Origin of the sequence: Achromobacter animicus (assembly GCF_902859585.1) — a bacterium.
In the GTDB taxonomy this organism is placed as follows: domain Bacteria; phylum Pseudomonadota; class Gammaproteobacteria; order Burkholderiales; family Burkholderiaceae_B; genus Achromobacter; species Achromobacter animicus.
On the sequence record NZ_CADIJM010000004.1, the window covers coordinates 352,465 to 377,472 of the forward strand.

The window sequence follows — 25,008 nt, forward strand, 5'->3', positions numbered from 1 at the left end:
TCTCCCATTGCCAGCCTCCCAATTGCGCGCAGTATATACGTCGCGTTCGATATACTGCGAACGCATTTTTTGGCTCGGACACTCCCATGCGCGACCGCGTTCTCATTCTCTCGGTATTGATCGTTGCGTCCTGCGGGTTGGGCTACGAGCTCATCAGCAGCGCGCTCGCCAGCTATTTGCTTGGGGATTCGATCCTTCAGTTCTCCTCCGTGATCGGGTGCTATCTCTTCGCGATGGGCATCGGTTCATGGTTGTCAAAATATGTAAGAGACGAAGACGTTCTGAATCGCTTCATCGACGTAGAACTGCTGGTGGCGTTGTTGGGCGGCGTGTCGGCCGCCGTCCTGTTCCTGGTGTTCGCGTGGTTGTCCGCGCCCTTTCGCGCGGCGCTGTATGTCGGCGTCTTTATCATCGGACTGATGGTCGGCATGGAGATCCCGCTGGTGATGCGGGTCTTCAACCAGCGCAAGGCCGAATTCCGCGAAATCGTCAGCCGCGTGCTGACCTTCGACTACCTGGGCGCGCTGGCCGTGTCGCTGGTGTTCCCATTGCTGCTGGCGCCCAAGCTGGGGCTGCTGCGCACCAGCTTCCTGTTCGGCATCCTGAACGCCAGCGTCGCGCTGTGGACCACGTGGCTGTTCCGCGCCGAAGTCACCCGCCCCGGCGAAAAAGCCGTGCGCGCCGGCGTGGTGCTTGGGATTCTGGGCCTGGGATTCGTCTATTCCGGCAGCATGACCGCCTGGGCCGAAAAAGGCCTGTATGGCGACGACATCATCCACGCCGAGACCACGCAGTATCAGCGCCTGGCCGTGACGCGCTGGCACGATGACCTGCGCCTGTACATCAACGGCAACCTGCAGTTCTCGTCGCGCGACGAGCACCGGTATCACGAATCGCTGGTGCATCCCGGCCTGCAGGTGCTGCCGTGGGCGCGCAACGTGCTGGTGCTGGGCGGCGGCGACGGCCTGGCCGTGCGCGAGATCCTGAAATACAAGAACGTCGAGCACGTCACGCTGGTGGATCTGGATCCGGCCATGACGAATCTGTTTTCGCGTTCGGACCCGCTGGTCGCGCTGAACGCGGGCGCGCTCAAGGACCCGCGCGTCACCGTCATCAATGACGACGCGGGGCGGTGGCTCGAGACACACGCCGAGGTCTACGACTTCATCGTGGTGGACTTTCCCGATCCGTCCAACTTCGGTTTGGGACGGCTGTATTCCGTGCCGGTCTATCACCTGATGGCGCGGCATCTGGCGGAAAACGGCTACATGGTCGTGCAGTCCACCTCGCCCTACTTCGCGCCGCGTTCGTTCTGGAGCGTGGACGCCACCCTGAAGGAAGCGGGCCTGAACACCTGGCCTTATCACACCTACGTGCCGTCGTTCGGCGACTGGGGTTTCATCCTGGCCAGCAAGCGGCGCGACTACGCACCGCCCGAAAAAATCACCGTGCCCACGCGCTATCTGGACGCCGTCACCGTGCGCGAGCTCTTTCACTTTCCCGCCGACATGCCGGCGCTGGCCATGCCGCCGAACCGCCTGAACGAACAATCGCTCGTGCGCTACTTCGACGAGGACTGGCGCAAGGTCATCCGCTGATGCGGCGCCGCAGCTTCCTGTTGGGCGCTGCCACGGCCGCCGCGGCGGGCTCGGTCGGCTATTGGCGCGCGCGCGTCGTCGAGACGACGCCCGACGTGCACTATCCCGGCATGCAGGCCGGCCACGCGCTGCGCGACAAGGCGGCCCTGCCGCAGCCGTCGGCCACGCGGCAGCATCAGGTTGCGATCCTGGGCTCCGGAGTGGCCGGGCTGTCGTGCGCCTGGAAACTGGCCCGAGAAGGCTTCACCGATTTTGTCGTGGTGCAGGGCCCCGAATTCGCGGGCAACGCCGCGGCGGGCGTGCGCGATGGGCTGGACTATCCGCTGGGCGCGCACTACCTGCCCTTGCCCTCGCTGGCATCTACCCACGTGCGCGAAATGCTGGCCGACTTCGGCATCATCGAGCGCGGCGCGGGCGACGCGCGTCCCTACTACGACGAAGCCGTCCTGGTGCATTCTCCGCAGGAAAGACTGCTGCGCAACGGGCGCTGGGAAGAACACCTGCTGCCGATGACGGACGTGCCGGATGCCGACGCCGCCCAGCACCAGCGCTTTCTGGCGCTGGTCGATCAGCTGCGCACACAGGTCGGCAGCGACGGCCGCAAGGTGTTCTGCATTCCGCTCGACCTGTCGTCGCGCGATCCGGCGTGGCGCGCGCTGGACGCGCTGACGTTCAAGGACTGGCTGGCGCGTGAAGGCTATACCTCGCCCGCGCTGCATTGGTATCTGAACTACTGCTGCCGGGACGACTACGGCGCGGGAATCGAGGTCGTCTCGGCGTGGGCGGGGCTGCATTACTTTGCCAGCCGCGACGGCCATGCCGCCAATGCCGGCGAAGGCGCCGTCCTGACCTGGCCGGGCGGGCTGGCGACGCTGGCCGAACGGATGCGCGCGGCCATCACGCAAAAGCTCGGCCACGCAGACTGGCTGCTGCCGGGCACGGCGGTGCGTATCGAAGAACTGGCCACCGGCCCGCGCGTCCTGTGCATCGAGGAGTCGGCCGACGGCGCCGCCCGCGCCTATGCCCTGCAAACCCGCCGCACCGTCTGCGCCATGCCGCTCTTTGTCGCGCAGCGCCTGCTGCCGGACATCCGCGCCTACGGCTACGACCCGGCCACGCATGCCGCGCCGCACGCGGCCTGGATGGTGTCGAACTTCGTCATGGACGGCTATCCACTGGAAGCGCCGGGCGAGCCGCTGTCGTGGGACAACGTCGTCTACGAAGGCCAGGCGCTGGGCTACGTCGTGTCCACCCATCAATTGCTGCGCGTGGCGCGTACGCCGCGCAGCGTGTTCACCGCGTACCACGCGCTGAGCGGCCAGACGCCGCAGGCCGCGCGCGAATGGCTGACACGCGCCAGCCCGCAAGACCTGCGCGACGTGGCCGCGGTGGATCTGGTGGCGGCGTATGGCAAGGAGTTCTGGCGCAATGCGCGCCAGTTGGAGATCACGGTGCGCGGCCACGCCATGGCTACGCCGGTGTGCGGCTACCTGTCCAATCAGGGCCTGGCTGCCCTGCGTGCCGTGGACGGTCCGGTGCTGTTCGCGCACGCCGACCTGTCGGGGTATTCGGTTTTTGAAGAAGCCTCATGGTGGGGCGTGACGGCAGCAGCGCGTATTCTGGGCGGCCATCGACAAGGATGAGACAAGACATGGGTAATCACGTCGTTGTGCTGGGCGCCGGCATCGTCGGCGTCTGCTGCGCGCTGGAACTGCAGCGGCGCGGCATGTCGGTCACGCTGGTGGATCGGCAGGCGCCCGGGATGGAAACGTCGATGGGCAACGCGGGCGTGCTGGCCCGCAGTTCGCTGATGCCGTTCAATCACCCTGGCCTTTGGGGACAACTGCCGCGTCTCTTGAAGAACGACACCGTCCAGTTCCGATACCGCTGGCCCTACCTGGCGTCGAACCTGGGCTGGGCAGCGCGATTCATGATGAGCGCGCGGCCGTCCGTCTTCCAGGAAACTGCCCGCGCGTTGGACGGCCTGATCCGGCTGTCCGCGCCCGAACACCTGAAGCTGCTGGATGAAAGCGGCGCGCGCCACCGGCTGCGCGACACCGGCTGGATCTTCCTGTACCGCACGGCGGCGGCCTGGAACGCGGGCGCATTGGCGCGCCGCACCTTCGCGCAGTACGACGTGCCGACCCGCGAACTGAACCCTGCGGAACTTGCCGAGGTCGAACCCGCCCTGTCGCCGATCTTTCACCGCGCGTTGTGGATTCAGGGTTCGTATTCGGTGGATGATCCGCACGAGGTCGTCGCCGCGTACGCCTGCCTGTTCCAGCGCGAGGGCGGCACGTTCAAACGGATGGACGCCGCCGCCATCCGCCGCGACGCCAATGGCTGGGCGGTGCAAGGGACAAGCGCATCGGAATCGGTGTCGGCCGACCGGCTGGTCGTCGCGCTGGGACCGTGGTCCAAGGCGTTGCTCAAGACCACCGGCATCGACCTGCCCATGGCGTTCGAACGCGGGTATCACATGCATTACAACGGCCGCGGCGGCGTACGCGTCACCCGTCCTGTTTACGACACGGGCGGCGGCTACGTGCTGTCGCCCATGGCGCGCGGCCTGCGCCTGTCGACGGGCGTCGAGCTGAACGCTTGCGAGGCGCCCGCGCGTCCCGAGCAGCTGGATCTGGCGGAACAGCGCGCCCGCGAGGCCTTCCCGCTGGGCGACCGGCTGGACGCCGCCGCCTGGCTGGGCCGCCGCCCCACCCTGCCCGACAGCCGCCCGATGATCGGCGAAGCGCCGCGCCATCCCGGCCTGTGGCTGGCGCTGGGGCACCAGCACATCGGCTTCAGCACCGCGCCGGGCACGGCAAAGGTGCTGGCGGAACTGATGCTGGACGGTGCGGCGGCGTCGCGCCACGCGGCCTTCCGGCCCGGCCGGTTCATCTAGGCAAACGCGGTCCTTGAAGGACCGCGTTGTTGACCGCGCTATTTACCGCGCCTTTTCGTCTTCAGCCCAACAAAAGCGCATCGTCTGACAGCTTCTCGCCCCGCACCCGCTCGAACATGGCCAGCAGGTCCGGCACGTCCATGCCGCGGCGCTCGTCGCCGGACACGTCCAGCACGACCTGGCCCTGGTGCAGCATGACGGTGCGGTCGCCGACATCCAGCGCCTGGCGCATGCTGTGCGTGACCATCATGGTGGTGAGCTGGTTTTCCGCCACGATGCGCGCCGTCAGTTGCAGCACGAAGTCCGCGGTGCGCGGGTCGAGCGCGGCGGTGTGCTCATCCAGCAGCAGGATGCGCGAGGGTTGCAGCGCCGCCATCAGCAGGCTGACCGCCTGGCGCTGGCCGCCGGACAACAGGCCGATGCGGTCGGTGAGGCGGTTTTCCAGGCCCAGACCCAGCGTGGCAAGGCGCTCGCGAAAGCCCGCTTTCATCGAGGCCTTTACGGCGCGGCTATAGCCGCGCGAGGCGCCGCGCATCTGCGCCAGCGCCATGTTTTCCTCGATGGTCAGGTCTTCGCAGGTGCCCGCCATCGGGTCCTGAAACACGCGGGCCACGCTGCCGGCGCGCGCCCACACGGGCTTGCGCGTCACGTCCACACCATTGATGTCGATGCGTCCCGAATCGATGGGCAGGTCGCCCGACACGGCATTCAGGAACGTGGACTTGCCCGCGCCGTTGGAACCGATCACGGTGACGAACTGGCCCGACGGGATTTCCAGCGTGAGGCCGCGCAGGGCGCGGGTCTCGATGGGCGTACCCGCGTTGAAGGTGATTTTCAGGTCTTTTGCGGACAACATATCAGCGCCCCTTCTTGCCGACCAGGCGGCGCTTGAGCATGGGGATGACCAGGGCGATCGTGACGAGCACCGCGGTGACGAGGTTCAGGTCCTGCGCCTTCAGGCCGATAAAATCGCTGTTGAGCGCCAGGGCGATGAAGAAGCGGTAGACGATAGCGCCGATGATGACGGCCAGCGTGGCCAGCACCAGCTTGCGCGACGGCAGGATGCTTTCGCCGACGATCACTGCGGCCAGGCCGATCACGATGGTGCCGATGCCCATCGAGATGTCCGAACCGCCTTGCGTCTGCGCGAACAGCGCGCCGGCCAGTGCCACCAGCGCGTTCGACAGCGCCATGCCGCCCAGGATCATGCGGCCGGTGTTCACGCCTTGCGCGCGGGCCATGCGGCCGTTGGAACCGGTGGCGCGCACGGCCAGGCCGGTTTGCGTCGCGAAGAACCAGTCCAGCGCCAGCTTGCAGAGAATGACGATGACGATCAGCAGCAGCGGGCGGGCGACATAGTCGGAAATCCACGCAGGCTGCAGGATCGTGAACACGGTGGGTTCGGTGATCAGCGGCACGTTGGGCTTGCCCATGATGCGCAGGTTGATCGAATACAGCGCGATCATCATCAGGATGCTGGCGAGCAGATCCATGATCTTAAGCTTGACGTTCAGCCAGCCCGTGACCAGCCCGGCTGCGGCGCCCGCGATCGTGGCGATGATGGTGGCGGAAAACGGATCGGTGCCCGAGGCGATCAGCGTCGCACAGACCGCGCCGCCCAGCGGAAAGCTGCCGTCCACGGTCAGGTCCGGGAAGCGCAGCAGGCGAAAGGAGATGAACACGCCCAAGGCCACCAGACTGAAGATCAAGCCGATCTCCAGCGCGCCTAACAACGAGAACAATGACATGGGTCAGATCCAATCAAGATAAGAAACGAGCATATTAAAGAAGTGAAACGTACGATTTCTTGCGTTCGCGGGTCGGTTTTACCCGAGCTTTCGCAATGAACGTTTCCCGGCATGGATTTTCTCTCGTTTCCCGCCCGCGTGCCTACGCGCCGGCGCTGCCAGCGAAAGCACGAGACCTGTCAAGGAAGCAACAACGCCGGGCCGCGAGCATCTTGTGAACGCTGCCGCCCTGTGGAACATCGGGTAAGCACACCACGAAAAACGCAAGAAAAACCCCGCGCACGCCGGATAGGCATGGCGGGGCCGATTTCGCGCCGTATTATTTCACGACCACCGCGGCGGACTTGATCAGCGCCTCGGGCAGGGTCACGCCCTGCTTGGCGGCCGCGCCCGGATTCACGTACAGCTCGAGCTTGGAGCTGGTTTCAGACGGAATCGCGCCGGGCTTCTCGCCCTTCAGGATGCGCACGACGACCTTGCCGGTCTGCACGCCCAGATCGCGGTAGTTGATGCCCAGGGCGGCAATGCCGCCGCGCTTGACGCTGTCGGTATCCGACGCGATCAGCGGGATCTTGGCGTCGTTGCCCACCTTGACCAGCGATTCGTACGCCGACACGACGTTGTTGTCGGTGTTGGTGTAGATGACGTCGACCTTGCCGATCAGGCTGCGGGCGGCGGACGCCACGTCCACCGAGCGCGGGGCGGCGGCTTCGACCAGGCTCATGCCCGACTTGGGCAGGATTTCCTGGAGTTTCTTGACGACGACGACCGAGTTGGCCTCGCCCGGGTTGTAGACGATGCCGACGCGCTTGGCGTTGGGCAGGATCTTCTTGATGAGCTCAACCTGCTTGTCCAGCGCCAGCAGGTCCGACACGCCGGTCACGTTGGTGCCCGAGGCGTCCATGCTGGACACGAGTTGCGCGGCAACCGGATCGGTCACGGCGGAATACACCACCGGCACGTCCTTGGTGGCGGCAACGACAGCCTGCGCCGACGGCGTGGCGATCGCGACGATGGCGTCCGGGCGGTCGCCGACGAACTTGCGGGCGATCTGCGCGGCCGTGCCGTTGTTGCCTTGCGCGCTTTGATACTGCCACTTCAGGTTCTTGCCCGGCTCGTAGCCGGCTTGCTTGAGGGCGTCTTGCACCCCGTCACGCACGGCGTCCAGCGCCGGATGCTCGACGATGGCGGTCACCGCGACGGACTTTTGCTGCGCGGCGACCGGCGCGGCGATAGCCATCGCCAGCGCCATCGCACCAACCGTCAGAAAATGTTTTTTTCCGATCAGCATATGTTTGCTCCTTGAACCCTGGTGTTGCTTGTTGAATTTGCCGGTTTCTTCATGGCGGGCGCGGATTTTTGATCCGTTTGTCCTGCCACAAAGCCGTATAGTCTAACGTGCCGTCCACCAAATGGACTTGGGGGGAATCCCTGTAATGGTGCATCCATACAGGCTCGCCCCGACCCGGGGCAGCGGCGTGAATATACTGACAACCGCCGGGCAAACGCCGTTCATCCCGTTCCGCGTGCCCGCCGACGGCATCCCGAGGCCACCATGATCAAACGCGCACTGGGCCGATCCGGCCTGCAGGTTCCCCCACTCACTTTCGGCGGCAACGTCTTCGGCTGGACCGTCGACGAGGCCGGCACCTTTTCTTTGCTGGATGCGCTGGTGGACGCCGGCCTGAATTTCATCGACACGGCCGACATGTACTCGCGCTGGGTCCCCGGCAACCAGGGTGGCGAATCCGAAACCCTAATCGGCAAGTGGCTCAAGCGATCGGGCAAGCGCGACCAGGTGCTGATCGCCACCAAGGTCGGCATGGAGATGGGGCCGGGCCAGAAAGGCCTGTCGCCCGCCTACATCCGGCGCTCCTTGGACGCATCGCTGGCGCGCCTGCAGACGGACTACGTCGACCTGTACCAATCGCACCAGGACGACCCGGACACGCCGCTGACCGACACGCTGGCCGAATACGCCAAGCACATCGAAGCCGGCAAGGTGCGCGCGATCGGCGCGTCCAACTACACGGCGGTGCGGCTGTCGGAAGCCCTGATCGCCAGCGAGCGGCACAGCCTGCCGCGCTACGAAAGCATCCAGCCCGAGTACAACCTGTACACCCGCGAGCCCTTCGAATCCGGTCTGCAAAGCCTGGTGAAGACCCAGCAGATGGGCACGATCAATTACTTCGCGCTGGCAAGCGGGTTTCTCAGCGGCAAGTACCGCGTTCCCGACGACGCAGGCAAGAGCGCGCGCGGCAAGAAGATCGTGGACACGTATCTGAATGATCGTGGCTACCGCATCCTGAAGGCGCTGGACGAGGTGGCCGAGGACGCCGGCTGCACGCCCGCGCAGGCTGCGTTGGCCTGGCAGATCGCGCAGCCGGGCATTACGTCGCCCATCGTCAGCGCCACGTCGCTCGCCCAGCTGGACGAACTGGTCAAGGCCGCCAGCCTGACGCTGACGCGCGACCAGCTGGCCCGGCTAAGCCAGGCCAGCGATTGGCGCTGAGGTTGCTTAGTTCAGCCGCTTAGTTCAGCCGCTTAGTCCAACGTCACGCCGGAGTCCTTGACGACCTTGGCCCAGCGCTGGACTTCGCTGTCGACGAACTTGCCGAACTCGGCGCCGGTCAGCGTGGGCACGCCCGTGCCGTTGCCCGCCCAGGTCTCCTTCAGCTTGGGCGTGTTCAGCGCTTTCGTGATCTCGGCGGCCATTCTTTCCGTGGCTTCCTTCGGCGTGCCCGCGGGCGCCCAGATCGCATACCAGGTCGACACCACGTAGTTCGGCACGCCGGCTTCGGCAGCCGTGGGCACGTCGGGCAGGGATTGCGAACGCTCCGTGGCGGCCACCGCCAGCGGCTTGATCGCGCCGGCGCGGATGTGCCCGGCCGACGAGCCCAGCCCATCAAACGCCAGATCCACCTGACCGCCGATCAGCGCCGACAGCATGGGACCCGCGCCCTGATACGGCACGTCCACCAGCTTGACCCCCGTCTGCATCGCGAACAGCTCGCCGGCCAGGTGGTGCGTGCTGCCCTTGCCCGCCGTGCCGAAGTTGATTTCGCCGGGGCGTTTCTTTGCGTAATCGATGAACTCCTGCAAGGTCTTGACCGGCAGCTTGCTTGCGTTGATGACGACGACCTGCGGCGGCTGCGCCACCAGGGCGACCGGCACGAAATCCTTCTGGATGTTGTAGCTCAGGCTCTTGTACAGGGAAGGCGCCAGCGCATGGTGCGCGCCGCCCATGAAGAACGTGTAGCCGTCGGGCTTGGCCTTGGCCGCCACGCCGGCGCCCACGGTGCCGCCCGCGCCGCCCTTGTTGTCGATGACCACCGTCTGGCCAAGCTGCGTGGTGAGCTGCGCGGCCAGCGGACGGGCGAACGTGTCCGTGCCGCCGCCGGCGGGAAACGGAACGATCAGCGTGATGGGGCGTTCGGGCCATTGCGCGGCGGCAACGCCGCCGAAACCCAGGGCTGCCACGGCGAACACGGCCGCGGCGGTGGTGCGATAAGTCATTTTGTCTCCTCTTGCTGCATCGGGGGACGGCGCCTGTTTTCTGGCGTCTCGTCGCTGAGATATTTTTTTCTTCTGAATGCGGCGGGCAGGTCTTATCGGGGCATTGGATGGGGATGCTTCTCCTTGGCTGCGGTAAATGAACGCGGTGAAAGAATACGGTGGTAAAAAAGCCGGCCCCGCGGGGACCGGCTTCGGTATGGACTACAGCGCTTTGTAGGTGTCGCGCAGCACGTTCTTCTGAACCTTGCCCATCGTATTGCGCGGCAGTTGGTCGATGATATGAACGCGCTTGGGCACCTTGAAGTTGGCGATGCGGCTCTTCAACTCCGCCTGCATGGCCGAGGCGTCCAGCGTCGCGCCGTCCTTGGGCACCACCACCGCCACGACGGCCTCGCCGAAGTCCGGATGCGGCACGCCGATCACCGCCGACTCCGACACGCCCGGCATGTCGTCGATGAGCGTCTCGATCTCCTTGGGGTACACGTTGTAGCCGCCGGAGATGATCAGGTCCTTGCTGCGGCCGACGATCGACAGATAGTCGTCGGGCGCCGTGCGGCCGGCGGACTCGCCGCCCCAGCGGCCCACGTCGCCGGTCTTGAACCAGCCGTCGTCGGTGAATTCTTCGCGCGTCTTTTCCGGCATGCGCCAGTAGCCCGAGAACACGTTGGGACCGCGCACCTGCACGTTGCCGATCTCGCCGGGTGCGAGCGGCTTGCCGGCGTCGTCGACCACCCGGACATCCACACCCGGCAAGGCGCGGCCGACGGTGCCCGCCAGGCGCTCGCCCAACGCGGCGTCGTACGGGTTGGAGGTCAGCATGACGGTTTCGCTCATGCCGTAGCGCTCAAGAATGGGATGGCCGCTGCGTTCCTTGAAGTCGGAGAACGTTTCGGCCAGCAGCGGCGCGGAGCCCGAGATGAACAGGCGCATGTTGGCGCAGACGTCCCGATTGAAGCGCGGATCGGCCAGCAGACGCACGTAGTAGGTCGGCACGCCCATCATCACGGTGCTTTGCGGCAGATAGTGCAGCGCCTGGTCGGCATCCAGCTTGGGCAGCCAGATCATCCGGGCGCCCGCCAGCAGCGCGCCGTGCGACGCGACAAACAGGCCGTGCACGTGGAAGATCGGCAGCATGTGCAGCAGCACGTCGTCCTCGCGCCAGCCCCAGTATTCGTGCAGGGTGCGCGCGTTGGCCGCCAGGTTGCCGTGCGAGAGCATCGCGCCCTTGCTGCGGCCCGTGGTGCCCGACGTGTACAGGATGGCGGCCAGGTCGTCCGGCTTGCTTTCAACGGTCTTGAACGTCTGCGGCAGGCCGCCGGCCGCGTCCAGCAGCGTGCCGGTGCGGTCCTCGTCCAGCGTATAGACGTGCGGGCAGTTGGCCTTGTCGGCGGCGCGCTTGACCCAGTCCAGGTTCTTGCTGGCGCAGACCACGACGGACGGCTCGGCGTTGCCCAGGAAGTATTCGATTTCGGATTCGCGATACGCGGTGTTCAGCGGCAGGTACACGAGGCCGGCGCGCAGCGTGGCCAGGTACAGCAGCAGCGCCTCGGGCGACTTTTCGACCTGCACGGCGACGCGCGCGCCGTCGGGCAGGTTCAGCGATTGCAGCAGGTTCGCCAGGCACGCGGTCGCGCGGTCGATGTCGTCCCAGGTGTATTGGAGGTCGGGCGTTTCCAGCGCGACTTTGCTGCGGTCTTTGGGAAAGCCGCCTTGCAGGACAGCGTATAGGTTGGCGTTGCTCACCTGTCTAGTCTCCGGTAAAGGATGGGTCTTCGCCGGCCAGGAAGGCGCGCACGCCCTCGCTGTGGTCCCGGCTTTCGGCATAGGAGAAATAATCGCGATACTCGTCCTCGGTCAAGGCGGCGCCGGTGGCGAGCCTGGCGGACAAGCGCTTGTTGATGCGGGCGGCCAGCGGCGCGCCCTGGGCGATGCGGTCGGCGCTGCGGCGGGCGGACGTGGCCACGTCGCCGTCGTCGACGATGCGGGTCAAGAGACCCAGGTCTTTGGCTTCGGCGGCGCCGAACACCCGGCCTTCCAGCAGAATGGCCAGCGTGGCGGCCCTGCCCGCCAGCGCCAGCAGGCCGCGCATTTCGTCCGGGGCCATCGGAAAACCCAGGCGATTGATCGGCACGCCGAAGCGGGCCGACGCGCCGGCGATGCGCAGGTCGCACTGGCAGGCGATTTCCAGCCCACCCCCGACGCACACGCCGTCGATCTGCGCGATGACCGGTTGCGGGCATTCGGCCACGGCGCGCAGGGCGGGCGCCAGGATCTCGCGGTGATAGCGCTGCACGCCCGCCATGTCGGCGCGTTCGGCGGGGAACTCGCGGATGTCGGCGCCGGCGGCGAAGTTGCCGCCCTCGCCGCGCACGATCACGCAGCGCACGGCGTCATCCTGCGCGATGCGCGTGAAGACATCGCGCAGTTCGCGCCACATGCCCACCGTGATCGCATTCAGGCGCCCCGGGTGCGACAGCGTCACCCAGGCCAGATGCCCGTCGCGATCGAGCCGCACACTGCCTTGGCCTTGGCCTTGGCCTGCCACGTTCTCCGTCATGTCCCCTGCCCTTGTTGTGATTGTCAGGAACCCGCCGCCGTGTGTCCGGCGGTCAGGCCACGCGCCCCACGCCGCGGCTGATCTGCGGCTTGCCCTCGTTCAGGCGCTGAAGGTTGGTGTCCAGTTCGTCAAGGTCATACAGGTAATTGACCATCATGGCGCACGACTGCTTGAGCCCCTTGGGCGAGGTGTCGGCCGCCCAGTTCAGGCGCTCGATCCGCGCGCCGTTGCCCAGATGAAAGCGCGCCACGGGATCGACCGGCAGACCGTTCTTCATCGACTGCAGATAGCAGGCCGCCAGCCGGAAGCCGGCGCGCTTGACCACGTCGGGCGCCTTGCCCTGCGCGGCCTTCGCCAGACGCGCGACCCAGCGCTGCCCGTCCGGCACGCCTTCACGCTGGCGGTCCTTGGCACGCGTCTTGTCTTCGCGCACGATCGCCTCGACGGCCTGCGCGTCCTGCTTGCCCAGCCAATCGGTAAAGCCCGGAATCGGCGACAAGGTGGCAAAGGCCTTCAGCTTGGGCAGTTCTTCCAGCAGCTGCTCGACCACGCGCTTGAGCAGGAAATTGCCGAAGCTGATGCCCTTGAGGCCCGGTTGCGTGTTCGAGATGGAGTAGAAGATCGCCCAGCGCGCCTTGTCCAGATCCTGCGGCGGCAGCGTGCTGTCCAGCAGCACCTGCACGTTGTCGGCCATCTGGCTGGCAAAGGCCACTTCCACGAAGATCAGCGGCACGCCCGGCATCTGCGGATGAAAGTACGCATAGCAGCGGCGGTCGGGCGCCACGCGGTGGCGCAGGTCGTCCCAGGATTTGATCTCGTGGACGGCCTCGTAAAGGATCAGCTTTTCCAGCAGCGACGCGGGCGAATCCCAGGTCAGCGGACGCAGTTCAAGCAAGCCCACGTCGAACCACGCAGACAGGAGGCCTTCCAGTTCCTTGTCCAGCGACTGGATGCCCGACACCTGCTTGCGCCAGCGCAGCATGTCCGCGCGCAATTCCACCAGAAAGCGCAGGCCTTGCGGCTGGGCGTTGAACCGCTTGAAGAGGCGCACGCCCTCGCCGCCATCGCCCGCATACGTGGCGCGGATCTGCGCCAGCGCGGCCAGCATCAGGCGGCGATCCTTGCCGTCGGCCGCGGCGTATTGCTCGCACCAGCGGCGCGCCAGCTTGTTGGCGGCCACGTCGGTCAGGCGCGCCTCGAACAGGCGGCGGACTTCGGATTCGCTGGGCAGGCGCCCGCGCTCCCACAGCCGGCCCAGCCGCGTGATCAGGCTGGCGCTTTCCGCCGCAGCGGCGGCATCGACCAGATCGGCCTCGGGCTCAGGCGTGCGTGCGCCGCGCGCGGGCGCGAGATTGGCGGGTGCGGACATGGGCGGGCTCCTCGATGACGATGGGATCGGACGGCGCCGCATCGGCGGCGTCTTCGTTGCTAAGGACGCGCAGCGCTTCAAGCTGGCGCATCAGATGGGTGTGCGCCAGCGCCTGCGCGGCGTCGGAATCATGGGCCTTCAGGGCCTCGAAGATGGCAAGGTGTTCGGCGCAGGATTGCTCGATACGGCCGGGCCGCGACAGGCTGCGATGGCGCGACAGGCTCAGCACCTTGCGCAGATTGCCCACCATGTCGGACAGCCATTGGTTGCCGGCCAGCGCCTGGACGGCTTCGTGGATGAGGTAATTGGTCTTGTAGTAGGCGTCGATGCGGCCCGCCTTCGCATGGCCGGCCAGCGCGGCGTGCAGCGGTTCCAGTTCGGCCAGCTGCGCGTCGGTGGCCTTGCGCGCGGCCTCGAAGGCGCAGCGCCCTTCCAGCATGGCCATCAGCGGGAAGATGTCTTCCAGATCCTGGGCGGACAGTTCGTTGACGAAGCAGCCGCGGCGGGGTTCCAGCCGGACCAGCCCTTCGGTCGCCAGCACCTTCAGCGCCTCGCGCAGCGGCGTGCGCGAAATGCCCATTTCGCCAGCCAGGCGGAGTTCATCGATCCATTCGCCGTTACGCAGCGACCGCGCATGGATCATGCCGCGCAGGCGGTCCGCGACTTCCAGATACAGGGCTTGCCGGACGATAGGTAGGGTCATGGGCAGACGGCGGGGAAATGCCGTAATTCATAATTATGAATAAGCCGATGATAGACCCGGGTGGGAAGAAAGGTAAACCCCGCGTGACCTGGGACCTACCCTAACAGCGGATCACCGAAGCCTTCGCGCAGGTTGAATCGCTGGACCGGGACGATTCGGAATGAATCCGCCGATGGCGCGTGCGTCCATCAAAAATGCAGCACTCCGTCGACCGCGTGGCGCGTCAACGATCGCGCCCAGCGGCGAGCCGGGAGCCCGTACTTCCCTTCCACGATCTCCGCGCGCGCCAGCAGTTCTGCCGGGGTGATCGCCAGGCTGGGGCCGGAAAACGCCAGAACGATCTGGTTGCCGGCCTCGACCTCGGGCAGCAGCACGATGCGATCGTCGAAGGCCTTGGACAGGTTGTCGATGTTCTTGCCGAAGCTTTCGTGCCGGCCGAACAGGTTCACGGCCAGGATGCCGACGTCGCCCAGGACCCGGCGGCAGTCGCGGTAGAACTTCACGCTGTCGCGTACCGGGCCCTCGGCGGCCGCGTCGTACAAGTCCACCATCAGCACCGGGCAGCGCCCGGCGTTCAACGGATCGGCCACCCACGCGCCGGCGTCGGCGTGTTCGACCTGCAAGCGGTTCGCGCCGGGCAGGCGGAAGAACATGTGGCAGGCGGCGGTGACGCGCGGATTCCATTCCACGGCCAGCAGCGGGCCGCGCGTGTGCTTGGCGCAGAAGCGCGCCAGCGACCCGGCGCCCAGGCCCAGCATGCCGATGGCCTCTTCCTTCGGCGGCTCCAGGAACAGCAGCCAGGCCATCATCTGCGCGGTGTATTCCAGCACCAGATCGGCGGGGCTCTTGATGTTCATCGCGCCCTGCACCCATTCGGTGTTGAAGTGCAGATATCGGACGCCGTCGGCTTCGGAAAGCGTCGGCTGGTCGAGTTCGGAGGGGAAGTTGGATTTGTACATGGGCGCGATTGTAGGCCGGCCGCCCCGTCCCCGGCCGCCGATTACGCCGCTGCTTCCCAGATGCGCTCGAGCAGGTCCGGGCCGGACACTTCAGCCTCCAGGCTGGCCGACAGCCGCAGGACGCGCTTCAGGTACAGATGCGCATCGCACTCCCAGGTCACGCCCAGCGCACCATGCGTCTGGATCGCGTTCTGGGTGGCGCGGCGGCTGGCTTCGACGGCCAGCAGCGGCGCGAACAGGCAATCGGTTGCCGCCGACGCCGCGCGGTCATCCAGCGCCGATGCCGCCGCCCAGCCCGCCAGCCGCGCATCGTCCAGCGCCATCCAGTCCTCGGCCAGCCGATGCTTGATCGCCTGATTGGCGCCGATCGCGCGGCCGAACTGCTGGCGCTCGCGGGCGTACGACGCGGCCATGTCCAGCGCCGCCGAAGCCGCCCCCAGCATTTCCGCCGACCGCAGCAAGCGCAGACGCGTGCGAAGCAGATGCCACGTGCCCGGCTTGACCTGGACATCGGTGCTTTCCAGGACCGCGGGATCCGCCGCGACCCCGACCGGCATGGTCGGATCCAATCCCGCCACGCCCGCCACAGGTAACAGCAAATCCAGACGCACGGACGCCGGACCAGCCTCGCGCACGGCAAGCGCGCGCACGCCCTCGCCGGCGCCTTCGATGAAGGCCGACCCGTCAGGGCGCAGTGCCGCATCGGCGTACCAGGTATCGCCGGCCATCATGTCGCCGGCCCATTGCGCGATAGCCCCACCCGCCTCGCACAGCGTCGGCAGCATCACCATGTTGGACACGAGCGGCAGGCTCAGCAGATGGCGCCCCGCTTCCTCGGCGACGATCCAGGCCTCGCGCATGCCCAAGCCGAGTCCGCCTTGTGCCTCGGGCGCCAGCAAGGCGGGCCAGCCCTGTTCGGCCAGATCGCGCCACAGCGCCTGGCGGGCCGGCGCATCTTGATGACACGCGCCGCGCGCGCCGGCCACCGGATGGCGCTGCGACAGGAAACGGTGCGCGGCGTCGCGCAGCATGCGCTGGTCTTCACTCAGATGCAGATTCATTTGCGGTCAGCCCTTGGGCAGGCCGAGCATCTGCTCGGCGATGATGTTGCGCTGGATCTCGGACGTGCCGGCCAGGATGGTTTCGGCCCGCGACCATAGATAGGCGTGCGTCAGCGACGCCGCGCGGGTGTCAGCTGCGTCCACGCCCAGGCAGGCGTCCTCGCCCAGCAATTGCATGGACAGTTCGAGCAGGCGCTGGTGCGCCTCGCTCCAGTGGATCTTGGTGGACGATCCTTCCGGTCCGGGCGGATCGCCCCGCATCGCGGCGGCCAGCGCGCGCTGCGATTTCAGCGCCAGCACGTGGCTGTCGGCCGCCAGCCGCGCCCAGCGATGCCGCACCGATGCCGATGCCGACGACGCCGGCACGCTGCCCTGCTTGTCCGCCTGCAGCGCCAGCGCGCGCACCTGACGCAGCTCCTGCGAAAAACGCACGAGTCGCGGGATGAAATACGTGCCGCGCTCGAAGCTTGCGGCCGCCATCGCGATGCGCCAGCCCTGGTTCAATCCGCCCAGCAGCGCGTCCTGCGGAACGAACACGTCCTCGAAAAAGACCTCGCAGAACTCGGCTTCGCCCGTGAGCTGGCGGATGGGTTCGACCCGCACGCCGGGACTGCGCATATCCACGAGCAGGAAGCTCAGGCCTTTGTGCCTGGACGCGTCCGGATCGGTGCGCGCCAGCACGAAGCACCACTGCGCCCGGTCCGCAAACGAGGTCCAGATCTTGTGACCGTTCACGCGGAAGCCGCCCGGCGCCGGTTCCGCCCGCGTACGCACGGCGGCCAGGTCGGACCCGGCGCCCGGCTCTGAATATCCCTGGCACCACACCTCGCGGTTCGACAGGATGCCGGGCAGAAAGCGTTGCTTCTGCGCCTCGGACCCGAAATGCAGCAGGGTAGGCGCCAGGATGCCGTGGCCGATCAGGTTCACGCCCAGCGGCGCGCCGCAACGCGCGTGCTCTTCATGGAAGACCGCCTGGCGCGACAGCGGCAGCGCCTTGCCGCCGTATGCCGCCGGCCAGCCCAGCCCGGACCAGCCGTTTGCGCACAGCGTGTCTTCCCAGGCGCGCCGGTAGTCCAGATTGCGCGGGTCGGACCCGCCGGGCCAGGACCGTGCAAACGCTGCGTAGGCCGTGTCGAGCCAGCCCCGAAGCGTCTGCCGGAACGCCTCGTCGTCAAGCGCCGCGCTGTCGGGCACGGCGGTTTGCTGCATCGTCATGCCTCACTCCAGCCGGATGTTCGAGTCGCGCGCCACCTTGGCCCAGGTCGCTACGTCTTTCTGGATGAACGCGCCGAAGGCTTTGGGATCACTGCCGATGATGTCCAGCCCCAGCCCCTCGAACTGCTTCTTCACGTCGGGCTGCTGCAGGATCTGCGCCAGGTTCTGGTAGAGCTTGTCGATCACGGGCTGCGGCGTGCGCGCGGGCGCGACCAGACCCAGCCACGGCATGGCCGAATAGCCCGGCAGGCCGGACGCATCCACCGTGGGCAACTCGGGCAATGACGCCGAAGGCTTGGCCGTCGTGACCGCCAGCGCGCGCAGCTTGCCGTCCTTGACGAAGGGGCCCGACGAGGCCCACGCATCGAACATCACCTGCAGACGCCCCGCAACCAGGTCGTTGAGCGCGGGCGCGCTGCCCTTGTAGGGGATGTGCGCCATCTGCACGCCGGCCATGCTGTTGAAGAGTTCGGCCTCCAGGTGGGTTGAACTGCCCGTGCCGACGGAGCCGTAGCTCACCTTGCCCGGATTGGCCTTCAGGTAGGCGATCAGCTCGCCGACATTCTTGGCCGGCACCGACGGGTGGACACCCAGCACGTGAACCACCGACGCGACTTGCGTGATCGGGGCGAAGTCCTTGACCGGGTCGTAGTTGACCTTGGTGTAGATGCTGGGCGCGATGCCCAGCGACGACGCGGCCATCAGCAGCGTGTAGCCGTCGGGCTCGGCGCGGGACACGTAATCGGACGCGATCATGGTGCCGCCGCCCGGCTTGTTTTCCACGATCACCGGCTGGCCTAGCTTTCCGCTCAACTTTTCGGCCAGCAGACGGCTCATGATGTCGGTCGCGCCGCCGGGCGAGAACGGCACCACGATACGCACGGGCCGCGCGGGGTAGTTGTCCTGGGCTTGCGCGACGCTCGTGGCGCCGATGCAGGCCAGTGCGACGCCGGCCAATATTGTCTTGATCATGCTTGTCTCCTCCTGAGGAATGCGCAGACGCGCTACGGGGTTGCGGGCAGGATCAGCGCGTCCAGCACCGCAACGCCCTGTCCCGCCTCTTTGATCAGCAAGGGATTCACTTCTATTTGCGCCACATGCGCGGGCGCGGCAAGCAAGGCGTTGCCCACGGCCACGATGCTCCTGCACGCCGCCGCCAGATCGCCCCGGGGCTTGCCCCGGAAACCGTCCAGCAGCGCAAACGCCTTGAGCTCCTGCAACATCTGCAAGGCGATGTCCTCGTCCACCGGCAGGAGCCGGTGGCTGGTGTCCTGGTAGATCTCGGTCAGCACCCCGCCCAGGCCCACCGTCAGCACGGGGCCGAAGACGGGATCGCGCGTGGCGCCAACGATGATCTCCGCCACACCGCGCTCCATCTTCTGGACCATGACGCCGTCGATACGCGCATTGGGCTGCGCGCGCGTCACCGCCTGCGTCACGGTGGCATGGGCCACGCGCACCGCCTCGTCGTCCGCAAGGTTCAGCGCGACGCCGCCCGCTTCGGTCTTGTGCGCGATGTCGGGGCTCAGGATCTTCAGGGCGACGGGATAGCCTGCAATGCGCGCATCGCGCACGGCCTCGTCCGCATTGCGCGCCACCGCGGTGGCAGCCTGGGGCAGACCGAACGCGGCCACGAAGGCGCGAGCGTCCGCTTCGTTGCATGGCAGAGCCGGCGCGCTGGCCATCTCCAATGTGGGCGCCGCCGCCTGCCGCCGGGCCGTGCGCGCGTCACACCACAGCAAATATGGCGCCAGCGCCGCGACGGCCAGACCCAGATCCTCGAACACCGCGACTTCCGCCTCGCGCAGAGCGGCACGGCTTTGTGCGAGGCCCGTATCGATGGCGACGAACAACCGCGGGTGCTCCCGGGACGCTTCGGCCAACGCGTCGGCCATGCGGTCCAGCATGTAGCCGGGCGCGTACACGACCACGGCATCGATGGCGTCCGACGTGCCCAGCGCCTGCAGCACGGTGCGCACAAAGGCGGGATCGTTGACCACGTTGCCGGTCACGTCCACCGGATTGCCCACCATGCCGTAATCCGGAATGCCGCCGCGCAGCACCTCCTGCAGATCCGGTGGCAGGTCTGGCAGATCCAGCCCCGCACCGATGAACTTGTCGGCCAGGATGGCCCCCAGCGCCCCCGACATCGTCAGCACCGCCACGCGCTTGCCGGCCGTGCGGTGGCGCAGCGTCGCCAGACTGGCCAGATGCGCCATCTGCGCGAAGTCCGTGGCCTCGATGACGTTCAACTGGCGAAAGGCAGCCGCATACACGCGGCGATCGCCGGCCAGCGCCGACGTGTGCGACTGCACGGCCTGCGCTCCCTTGTCGGTGGCGCCTGCCTTCAAGGCAATCAGCAGCTTGCCCTGGCGTTCCAGCTCGCGGCACGCTCGCACGAAGCGGCCGCCATCGCGCAACTGTTCGATGTAGCCGAGCACGATTTCCGTCTGCGGGTCCGCCGCCAGATATTCCAGGTACTGCGAAAAATCCAGGCAGGCCTCGTTGCCGGTGTTGATGAAGTGCGAGAACGGCAGCCCCAGCCGGCGCGCGATCGCGTACACCGCCGCGCACACGTTGCCGCTTTGGGTCAGCAGGCTGACCGAGCCCGGCCCCTCCTGCGCCGGCGCGGTCTTGAAGACCGACGCAAAGGCGGTATGCGCCTGCGTGTTCAGGTTTGCGAAGCCCATGCAATTCGGGCCCGCGACCGCCATGCCGCTTTCCGACACGAAGGCCTCCAGTTCGTCCTGCAAACGCGCGCCCTCGCCGCCCGCCTCGGCAAAGCCCGCGGCATACACGATGGCCGCGGGGATGCCCCTGGCATGGCAGCGCCGCAGCATGGGCGTGACGTCGGCCGCGGCGATGGCCAGCACCGCCAGGTCCACCGGCTCGGGCACGGCTTCAATGTCGGGCCAGCACCGCAGGCCGAAGACCTCCTGGTATTTCGGGTTGACGGGATAGATGCCGCCCGAAAAGCCAAAGCGCGTCAGCAGTTCCAGCGGCATGCCGCCAATGCGGCCCGGGTTGGCGCTGGCGCCGATCATGGCGATTGATCGCGGATTCAGCAGCGGTTCAAGGCGTGAGGTCATGCGGCTTCGCCTTTCTTGTTGCGCTGGATGGCCTGCGCCAGGCCGCGCTCGCGCACCGCCTGGAATTCCTCGCTCAGGTGCGACAACTGATGCGTGTCGAAGTGCGCCGACAGCGCCGTGCGAAAGCCCTGCGCGTCCGCCGTGCGGTTCAGCGACCGCTTGATCAGGCGCAGTCCGAACGGCGGCGCCTGCGCGATGCGCTGGGCCAGCGCCAGCGTGGCGGCATCCAGTTCGGCTTCGGGCACCACCCGGTTCACCATGCCGATGCGCAATGCCTCCTGCGCATCGACCTTCTCGCCGGTGTAGAGCATTTCCTTGGCCTTGCGCAGCCCCATGACCCAGGGATGAATCAGCACCTCGGTGGCGGCCGCGGCCAGGGTGTGTCCGACCGGGTCCGAGAAGTACGCCGTGTCCGAACACACCACCAGGTCGCACATGTTGGCGATCATGAATCCGCCCGCCACGCACGCGCCCTGCACCTGCGCCACGGTGGGCTTGGGGAAGTCCCAGATGCGCAGGCAATACCCGTAGTAGCGGCGGGACTCGTAATCCCAGCGTTCCTCGACCGTGAAGTCGGCGCGCTTGGCCTGGGCTTCCTTCAGGTCATGCCCGGCCGAGAAATGCGCGCCGCGACCGCCCAGGATGACCACCCGCACCGCATCGTCCTGCTCGGCGCGCGAGAGGGCGTCATCCAGTTCGTCCAGCATCTGCTGGCTCTGGGCATTGCGCGCGGATTCGCGGGCCAGACTGATGCGGCATACCGCGTCGTGCCGTTCGACGGCCAGGGTGGCGTATTCCATGGTCTCCTCGTCCTTGTCATGCCGCGCCGTCGGATGCAGCGCGATCTCCATGCATTGAATTAACGCACTACAAATCCTAAAATACAAAATATTCGAATCCTTTTTCCCACAATATGAACAACCTAGGATCCACCGGCGGCACGCAGAGCATGCGCCGCGCGCTCGGCCTGTTGCGCGTGCTGGCGCAGCACCAGGAAGACGGCATCGACCTGCAGGGCGTCATGGCCGCCACCGGCCTGGAGCGTTCCACGGCGCACCGCCTGCTCAGTTGCCTGCTGGAAGAACAGTTCGCCGAACGCGACCGCGCCACCCGCCGTTATCGGCTGGGCGTGGATTCGATGCAACTGGGGTTTGCCGCGTTGCGGCGCACACCTTTGCTGGACGCCTTGCGTCCGTTCGCGCAGAAGCTGGCACGCCTGTCTGGCGACACCGTGTTCCTGGTGATCCGCCAGGGCGACTACGCACTATGTTTGCTGCGCGAGGCCGGCTCATTTCCCGTCAAGGTATTCACCATCGACCAGGGCGAACGGCGGCTCTTGGGCGTGGGCGCGGGCGGCCTGGCGCTGATGGCAGCCCTGCCGGACGACGAGATCGCCGCGCTGTACGCAAGGCATGCGGCCAGCTACGCGCAGATCCGCGTCTCCAGCACCGCGCTGATGAAGGCGGTCAGGCAGACGCGCAATGCGGGATATTCCGAGATCGTGGACACCATCACGCCTGGCGTGTCCGGCGTGGGCGTGGCGTTTCCGGTGTCGGAGCTGACCTGGGTGGCGTTCAGTTTTGGCGCGATCAGCAGCCGGCTCGACGCGCCGCGGCGGGCGCAGATGGGCGCAATGCTAAACGCCGAATGCCAGGCGTGGGCCCAGGACTATCTGGGCCAGGCGGCCCCATGAAAAAACCCGCGAGGATCCGGCGCAGCCGGAACCTCGCGGGCTTGCCGAGCCGAACGAATCAGATCCGTTCGAAGATCGCGGCGATGCCCTGCCCGCCGCCGATGCACATGGTCACGAGCGCATAGCGTCCGCCCACGCGCTGCAGTTCATGCAGGGCCTTGGTGGTGATGATGGCGCCGGTCGCGCCGATCGGGTGGCCCAGGCCGATCCCGCTGCCGTTGGGGTTCACCTTGGCGGCGTCCAGCTTCAGTTCGCGCGACACTGCGCATGCCTGCGCGGCAAACGCCTCGTTGGCCTCGATGACGTCCAGCTGGTCGACCGTCAGGCCCGCGCGCTTGAGCGCCGCCTGCGTGGCCGGCACCGGACCGATGCCCATGATGTCGGGGTCCACGCCCGAATGCGCGTAGGCCACCAGACGCGCCAGCGGCTTGACGCCGCGTTTGGCCGCGACAGACGCGTTCATCAGCACCAGCGCACCCGCGCCGTCGTTCAGCCCGGACGCATTGCCCGCCGTGACGGTGCCGTTTTCCTTCTGGAACACCGGCTTGAGCGTGGCCAGGCTGTCGGCCGTGACGTCGCGGCGCACGTGTTCGTCGGTGTCGAACACGATCTCACCTTTGCGCGACTTGATCTTCACGGGCACGATCTGGTCGCGGAAGTAACCCGCATCGATCGCGGCGGCGGCGCGGCGGTGCGATTCCGCGGCCGTGGCGTCCTGGTCCTGCCGGTTGATGCCGAACTTGGCGGCCACGTTTTCCGCCGTGACGCCCATGTGCATCTTGCCGAAGGGGTCGGACAGCGCGCCGGTCATCATGTCCAGCATGACGCTGTCGCCCATGCGCGCGCCCCAGCGCTGGGCCGGCGCGATGTACGGCGCGCGGCTCATGCTTTCGGCGCCGGCGCCCACAGCGATCTCGGCGTCTCCCAGCATGATGGTTTGCGCAGCGGACACGATGGCCTGCAGGCCCGAACCGCACAGGCGGTTGACGTTGAACGCGGGCGTTTCCTTGGAGATGCCGGCATTCATGGCGGCCACGCGCGACAGGTACATGTCGCGCGGCTCGGTGTTGATCACGTGTCCAACGGCGACATGGCCGACTTCGTCGCCCGAGACGCCTGCGCGTTCCAGCGCGGCCCGGATGACGGTGGCGCCCAGATCGCAGGGGGGCACATCCTTGAGCGCGCCGCCGAAATCTCCAATGGCGGTGCGGACGGCCGAAGCGACGATGACTTCATTCATGGTGTTTCCTCCTTGTGTTGCGTTGTGGTTCGTGCGTTGTGGGTCGCGCGATGCGGTCCATGAAGTGCGTTCCATCATACTGCCCGCCACTCGATACAAAACCCATATCGCAAACCCGCAAAATAATATTGGACAGCTATCAGTGCATTCCCGGATAGTGGCCGTCGGCGCCTGTCGCGGCGCCCTTGCCTGACCCGGAGCGACTGATGATCGACACGCTGGAACTCACTGCCATTCCTCCCGAGGATGAAGCTATGCGCACCGAGGTGCGCGCCTTCCTGTCCGATGCGCTGGACGGCCTGGAGCCGGATGAGCGCGCCCGTTCATGGATGGGTTTTGACGCGGGCTTCAGCCGCCAGCTTGCCGAACACGGCTGGCTGGGCCTGACGCTGCCGCGCGAATACGGCGGCGCGGCACGCGGCCACTTTGCGCGATTCGTGTTGTCCGAAGAATTGCTGGGCGCGGGCGCGCCGGTGTCGGCGCACTGGATTGCCGATCGCCAGAGCGCGCCGCTCATCCTGAAATACGGCACGCCAGCGCAAAAGGATTTTTATCTGCCGCGCATCTGCGCCGCGCAGGCCTTCTTCTGCATCGGCATGAGCGAGCCGGGCTCCGGCTCGGACCTGGCCAGCATCCGCAGCCGAGCGGAAGCCGTGGCGGGCGGCTGGCGGTTGAACGGGAGCAAGATCTGGACGACGAACGCGCACCGTTCGCACTACATGATTGCGCTGGTTCGCACGTCCGGCACCGCGGACGACCGGCATCAGGGGCTGTCGCAGGTGATTGTGGACCTGTCGTTGCCCGGCGTGTCGGTGCGCCCGATCGAAGACCTGGCGGGCGATGCGCACTTTTCGGAAGTCTTCTTCGACAACGTCGAATTGCCCGACGAGGCGCTGATCGGCGAAGAAGGCGGCGGCTGGGCCCAGGTAAATGCGGAACTGGCCTTCGAGCGCAGCGGCCCCGAGCGCCTGTATTCCAGCATCGCCCTGCTGGAGTGCTGGCTGGCACATTGGCACGATGACGGTGGCGATGCCGATGCCGCCAGCCGGACAGCGCTGGGCAGCATCCTGTCGCAGATGGCGGTGCTGCGCGCGATGTCGCTGGCCGTGGCCGGCAAGCTGGCGGCGGGCCTGAGCCCCGCCACGGAGGCATCGCTGGTCAAGGATCTGGGCACCGAGCTTGAACAGGCGATTCCGCGCCTGATCGGCGATACGCTGGGCAGGCACCCCGACCGCCCCGTGCCGCTGCCACTGCTGCGCACGCTGGCCTATCTGGAACAGGTCGCGCCGACGTTTTCGCTGCGCGGCGGCACTCGCGAAATCCTGCGCGGCATCATTGCCCGCGGCCTTGGCCTTCGATAA

General features: G+C 66.9%; 21 protein-coding genes. 6 read left to right on the forward strand and 15 right to left on the reverse strand.

The features are described from left to right. Positions 1-86 precede the first annotated feature (86 nt). The 3 genes from HV681_RS14005 to HV681_RS14015 are packed head-to-tail and all read left to right on the forward strand — an operon-like array spanning position 87 to position 4,497. Complete coding sequence (locus HV681_RS14005) at positions 87-1,598, forward strand: polyamine aminopropyltransferase (protein WP_175123640.1); 1,512 nt, start codon at positions 87-89, stop codon at positions 1,596-1,598. Next, positions 1,598-3,241 carry an NAD(P)-binding protein gene (locus HV681_RS14010; protein WP_175123641.1) on the forward strand — a complete coding sequence of 548 codons (1,644 nt, stop codon included), beginning with the start codon at positions 1,598-1,600 and terminating at the stop codon, positions 3,239-3,241. Before HV681_RS14005 ends, HV681_RS14010 begins: the two co-directional genes overlap by 1 nt. A gap of 8 nt (positions 3,242-3,249) precedes the next feature. Continuing rightward, a complete protein-coding gene (locus HV681_RS14015) occupies positions 3,250-4,497 on the forward strand; it encodes an NAD(P)/FAD-dependent oxidoreductase (RefSeq protein WP_175123642.1) in 1,248 nt (415 codons plus the stop codon). A gap of 61 nt (positions 4,498-4,558) precedes the next feature. On the opposite strand, the gene HV681_RS14020 is transcribed toward HV681_RS14015, so the two are convergent. The 3 genes from HV681_RS14020 to HV681_RS14030 all read right to left on the reverse strand — a co-directional run bounded on the left by HV681_RS14020 (position 4,559) and on the right by HV681_RS14030 (position 7,536). Beyond that, positions 4,559-5,353 carry an ABC transporter ATP-binding protein gene (locus HV681_RS14020; protein ID WP_175123643.1) on the reverse strand — a complete coding sequence of 265 codons (795 nt, stop codon included), beginning with the start codon at positions 5,351-5,353 and terminating at the stop codon, positions 4,559-4,561. A gap of 1 nt (position 5,354) precedes the next feature. Further along, a complete protein-coding gene (locus HV681_RS14025; protein ID WP_056563113.1) occupies positions 5,355-6,245 on the reverse strand; it encodes an ABC transporter permease in 891 nt (296 codons plus the stop codon). 319 nt (positions 6,246-6,564) lie between these two features. Next, positions 6,565-7,536, reverse strand: a complete 972-nt coding sequence (locus tag HV681_RS14030; RefSeq protein ID WP_056563116.1) for an ABC transporter substrate-binding protein — start codon at positions 7,534-7,536, stop codon at positions 6,565-6,567. A gap of 264 nt (positions 7,537-7,800) precedes the next feature. Here HV681_RS14030 and HV681_RS14035 point away from each other — a divergent pair, with 264 nt between their 5' ends. Beyond that, positions 7,801-8,757 (forward strand): aldo/keto reductase, encoded by a 957-nt coding sequence (locus HV681_RS14035; RefSeq protein WP_175123644.1) that lies wholly within the window; start codon positions 7,801-7,803, stop codon positions 8,755-8,757. 32 nt (positions 8,758-8,789) lie between these two features. Here HV681_RS14035 and HV681_RS14040 read toward each other — a convergent pair whose 3' ends face one another. The 11 genes from HV681_RS14040 to HV681_RS14090 form a co-directional block, all read right to left on the reverse strand. Further along, positions 8,790-9,761: a Bug family tripartite tricarboxylate transporter substrate binding protein gene (locus tag HV681_RS14040; protein WP_175123645.1), complete on the reverse strand. Its 972-nt coding sequence runs from the start codon at positions 9,759-9,761 to the stop codon at positions 8,790-8,792. A 201-nt stretch (positions 9,762-9,962) separates the two neighbouring features. Next, positions 9,963-11,504 (reverse strand): malonate--CoA ligase, encoded by a 1,542-nt coding sequence (locus HV681_RS14045; protein ID WP_175123646.1) that lies wholly within the window; start codon positions 11,502-11,504, stop codon positions 9,963-9,965. Positions 11,505-11,508: 4 nt separating this feature from the next. Beyond that, a complete protein-coding gene (locus tag HV681_RS14050) occupies positions 11,509-12,318 on the reverse strand; it encodes an enoyl-CoA hydratase/isomerase family protein (protein WP_175123647.1) in 810 nt (269 codons plus the stop codon). A gap of 52 nt (positions 12,319-12,370) precedes the next feature. Next, positions 12,371-13,687 carry a malonyl-CoA decarboxylase domain-containing protein gene (locus tag HV681_RS14055; protein ID WP_175123648.1) on the reverse strand — a complete coding sequence of 439 codons (1,317 nt, stop codon included), beginning with the start codon at positions 13,685-13,687 and terminating at the stop codon, positions 12,371-12,373. Beyond that, positions 13,638-14,390 carry a GntR family transcriptional regulator gene (locus HV681_RS14060; protein ID WP_175123649.1) on the reverse strand — a complete coding sequence of 251 codons (753 nt, stop codon included), beginning with the start codon at positions 14,388-14,390 and terminating at the stop codon, positions 13,638-13,640. Before HV681_RS14060 ends, HV681_RS14055 begins: the two co-directional genes overlap by 50 nt. A 188-nt stretch (positions 14,391-14,578) precedes the next feature. Further along, positions 14,579-15,349, reverse strand: a complete 771-nt coding sequence (locus HV681_RS14065; protein WP_175123650.1) for a class I SAM-dependent methyltransferase — start codon at positions 15,347-15,349, stop codon at positions 14,579-14,581. Positions 15,350-15,390: 41 nt separating this feature from the next. Next, positions 15,391-16,410 carry an acyl-CoA dehydrogenase family protein gene (locus HV681_RS14070; protein ID WP_175123651.1) on the reverse strand — a complete coding sequence of 340 codons (1,020 nt, stop codon included), beginning with the start codon at positions 16,408-16,410 and terminating at the stop codon, positions 15,391-15,393. 6 nt (positions 16,411-16,416) lie between these two features. Beyond that, positions 16,417-17,625 (reverse strand): acyl-CoA dehydrogenase family protein, encoded by a 1,209-nt coding sequence (locus HV681_RS14075; RefSeq protein WP_254594962.1) that lies wholly within the window; start codon positions 17,623-17,625, stop codon positions 16,417-16,419. Positions 17,626-17,628: 3 nt separating this feature from the next. Continuing rightward, on the reverse strand, positions 17,629-18,597 hold the full coding sequence (locus HV681_RS14080; protein WP_175123652.1) for a Bug family tripartite tricarboxylate transporter substrate binding protein: 969 nt from the start codon (positions 18,595-18,597) through the stop codon (positions 17,629-17,631). Positions 18,598-18,629: 32 nt separating this feature from the next. Continuing rightward, positions 18,630-20,714, reverse strand: coding sequence for an acetate--CoA ligase family protein (locus tag HV681_RS14085; protein WP_175123653.1), 2,085 nt, complete (start codon positions 20,712-20,714; stop codon positions 18,630-18,632). Then, positions 20,711-21,514 (reverse strand): enoyl-CoA hydratase, encoded by an 804-nt coding sequence (locus tag HV681_RS14090; RefSeq protein WP_175123706.1) that lies wholly within the window; start codon positions 21,512-21,514, stop codon positions 20,711-20,713. Before HV681_RS14090 ends, HV681_RS14085 begins: the two co-directional genes overlap by 4 nt. 113 nt (positions 21,515-21,627) lie before the next feature. On the opposite strand from HV681_RS14090, the gene HV681_RS14095 reads away from it, so the two are divergent. Then, positions 21,628-22,407 (forward strand): IclR family transcriptional regulator, encoded by a 780-nt coding sequence (locus tag HV681_RS14095; RefSeq protein ID WP_175123654.1) that lies wholly within the window; start codon positions 21,628-21,630, stop codon positions 22,405-22,407. Positions 22,408-22,465: 58 nt separating this feature from the next. Here HV681_RS14095 and HV681_RS14100 read toward each other — a convergent pair whose 3' ends face one another. Next, positions 22,466-23,647 carry an acetyl-CoA C-acyltransferase family protein gene (locus tag HV681_RS14100; protein ID WP_175123655.1) on the reverse strand — a complete coding sequence of 394 codons (1,182 nt, stop codon included), beginning with the start codon at positions 23,645-23,647 and terminating at the stop codon, positions 22,466-22,468. 206 nt (positions 23,648-23,853) lie between these two features. Between HV681_RS14100 and HV681_RS14105 the strand changes: the two genes are divergently transcribed. Continuing rightward, entirely contained in the window at positions 23,854-25,008 is a 1,155-nt protein-coding gene (locus HV681_RS14105) for an acyl-CoA dehydrogenase family protein (RefSeq protein ID WP_175123656.1), read from the forward strand.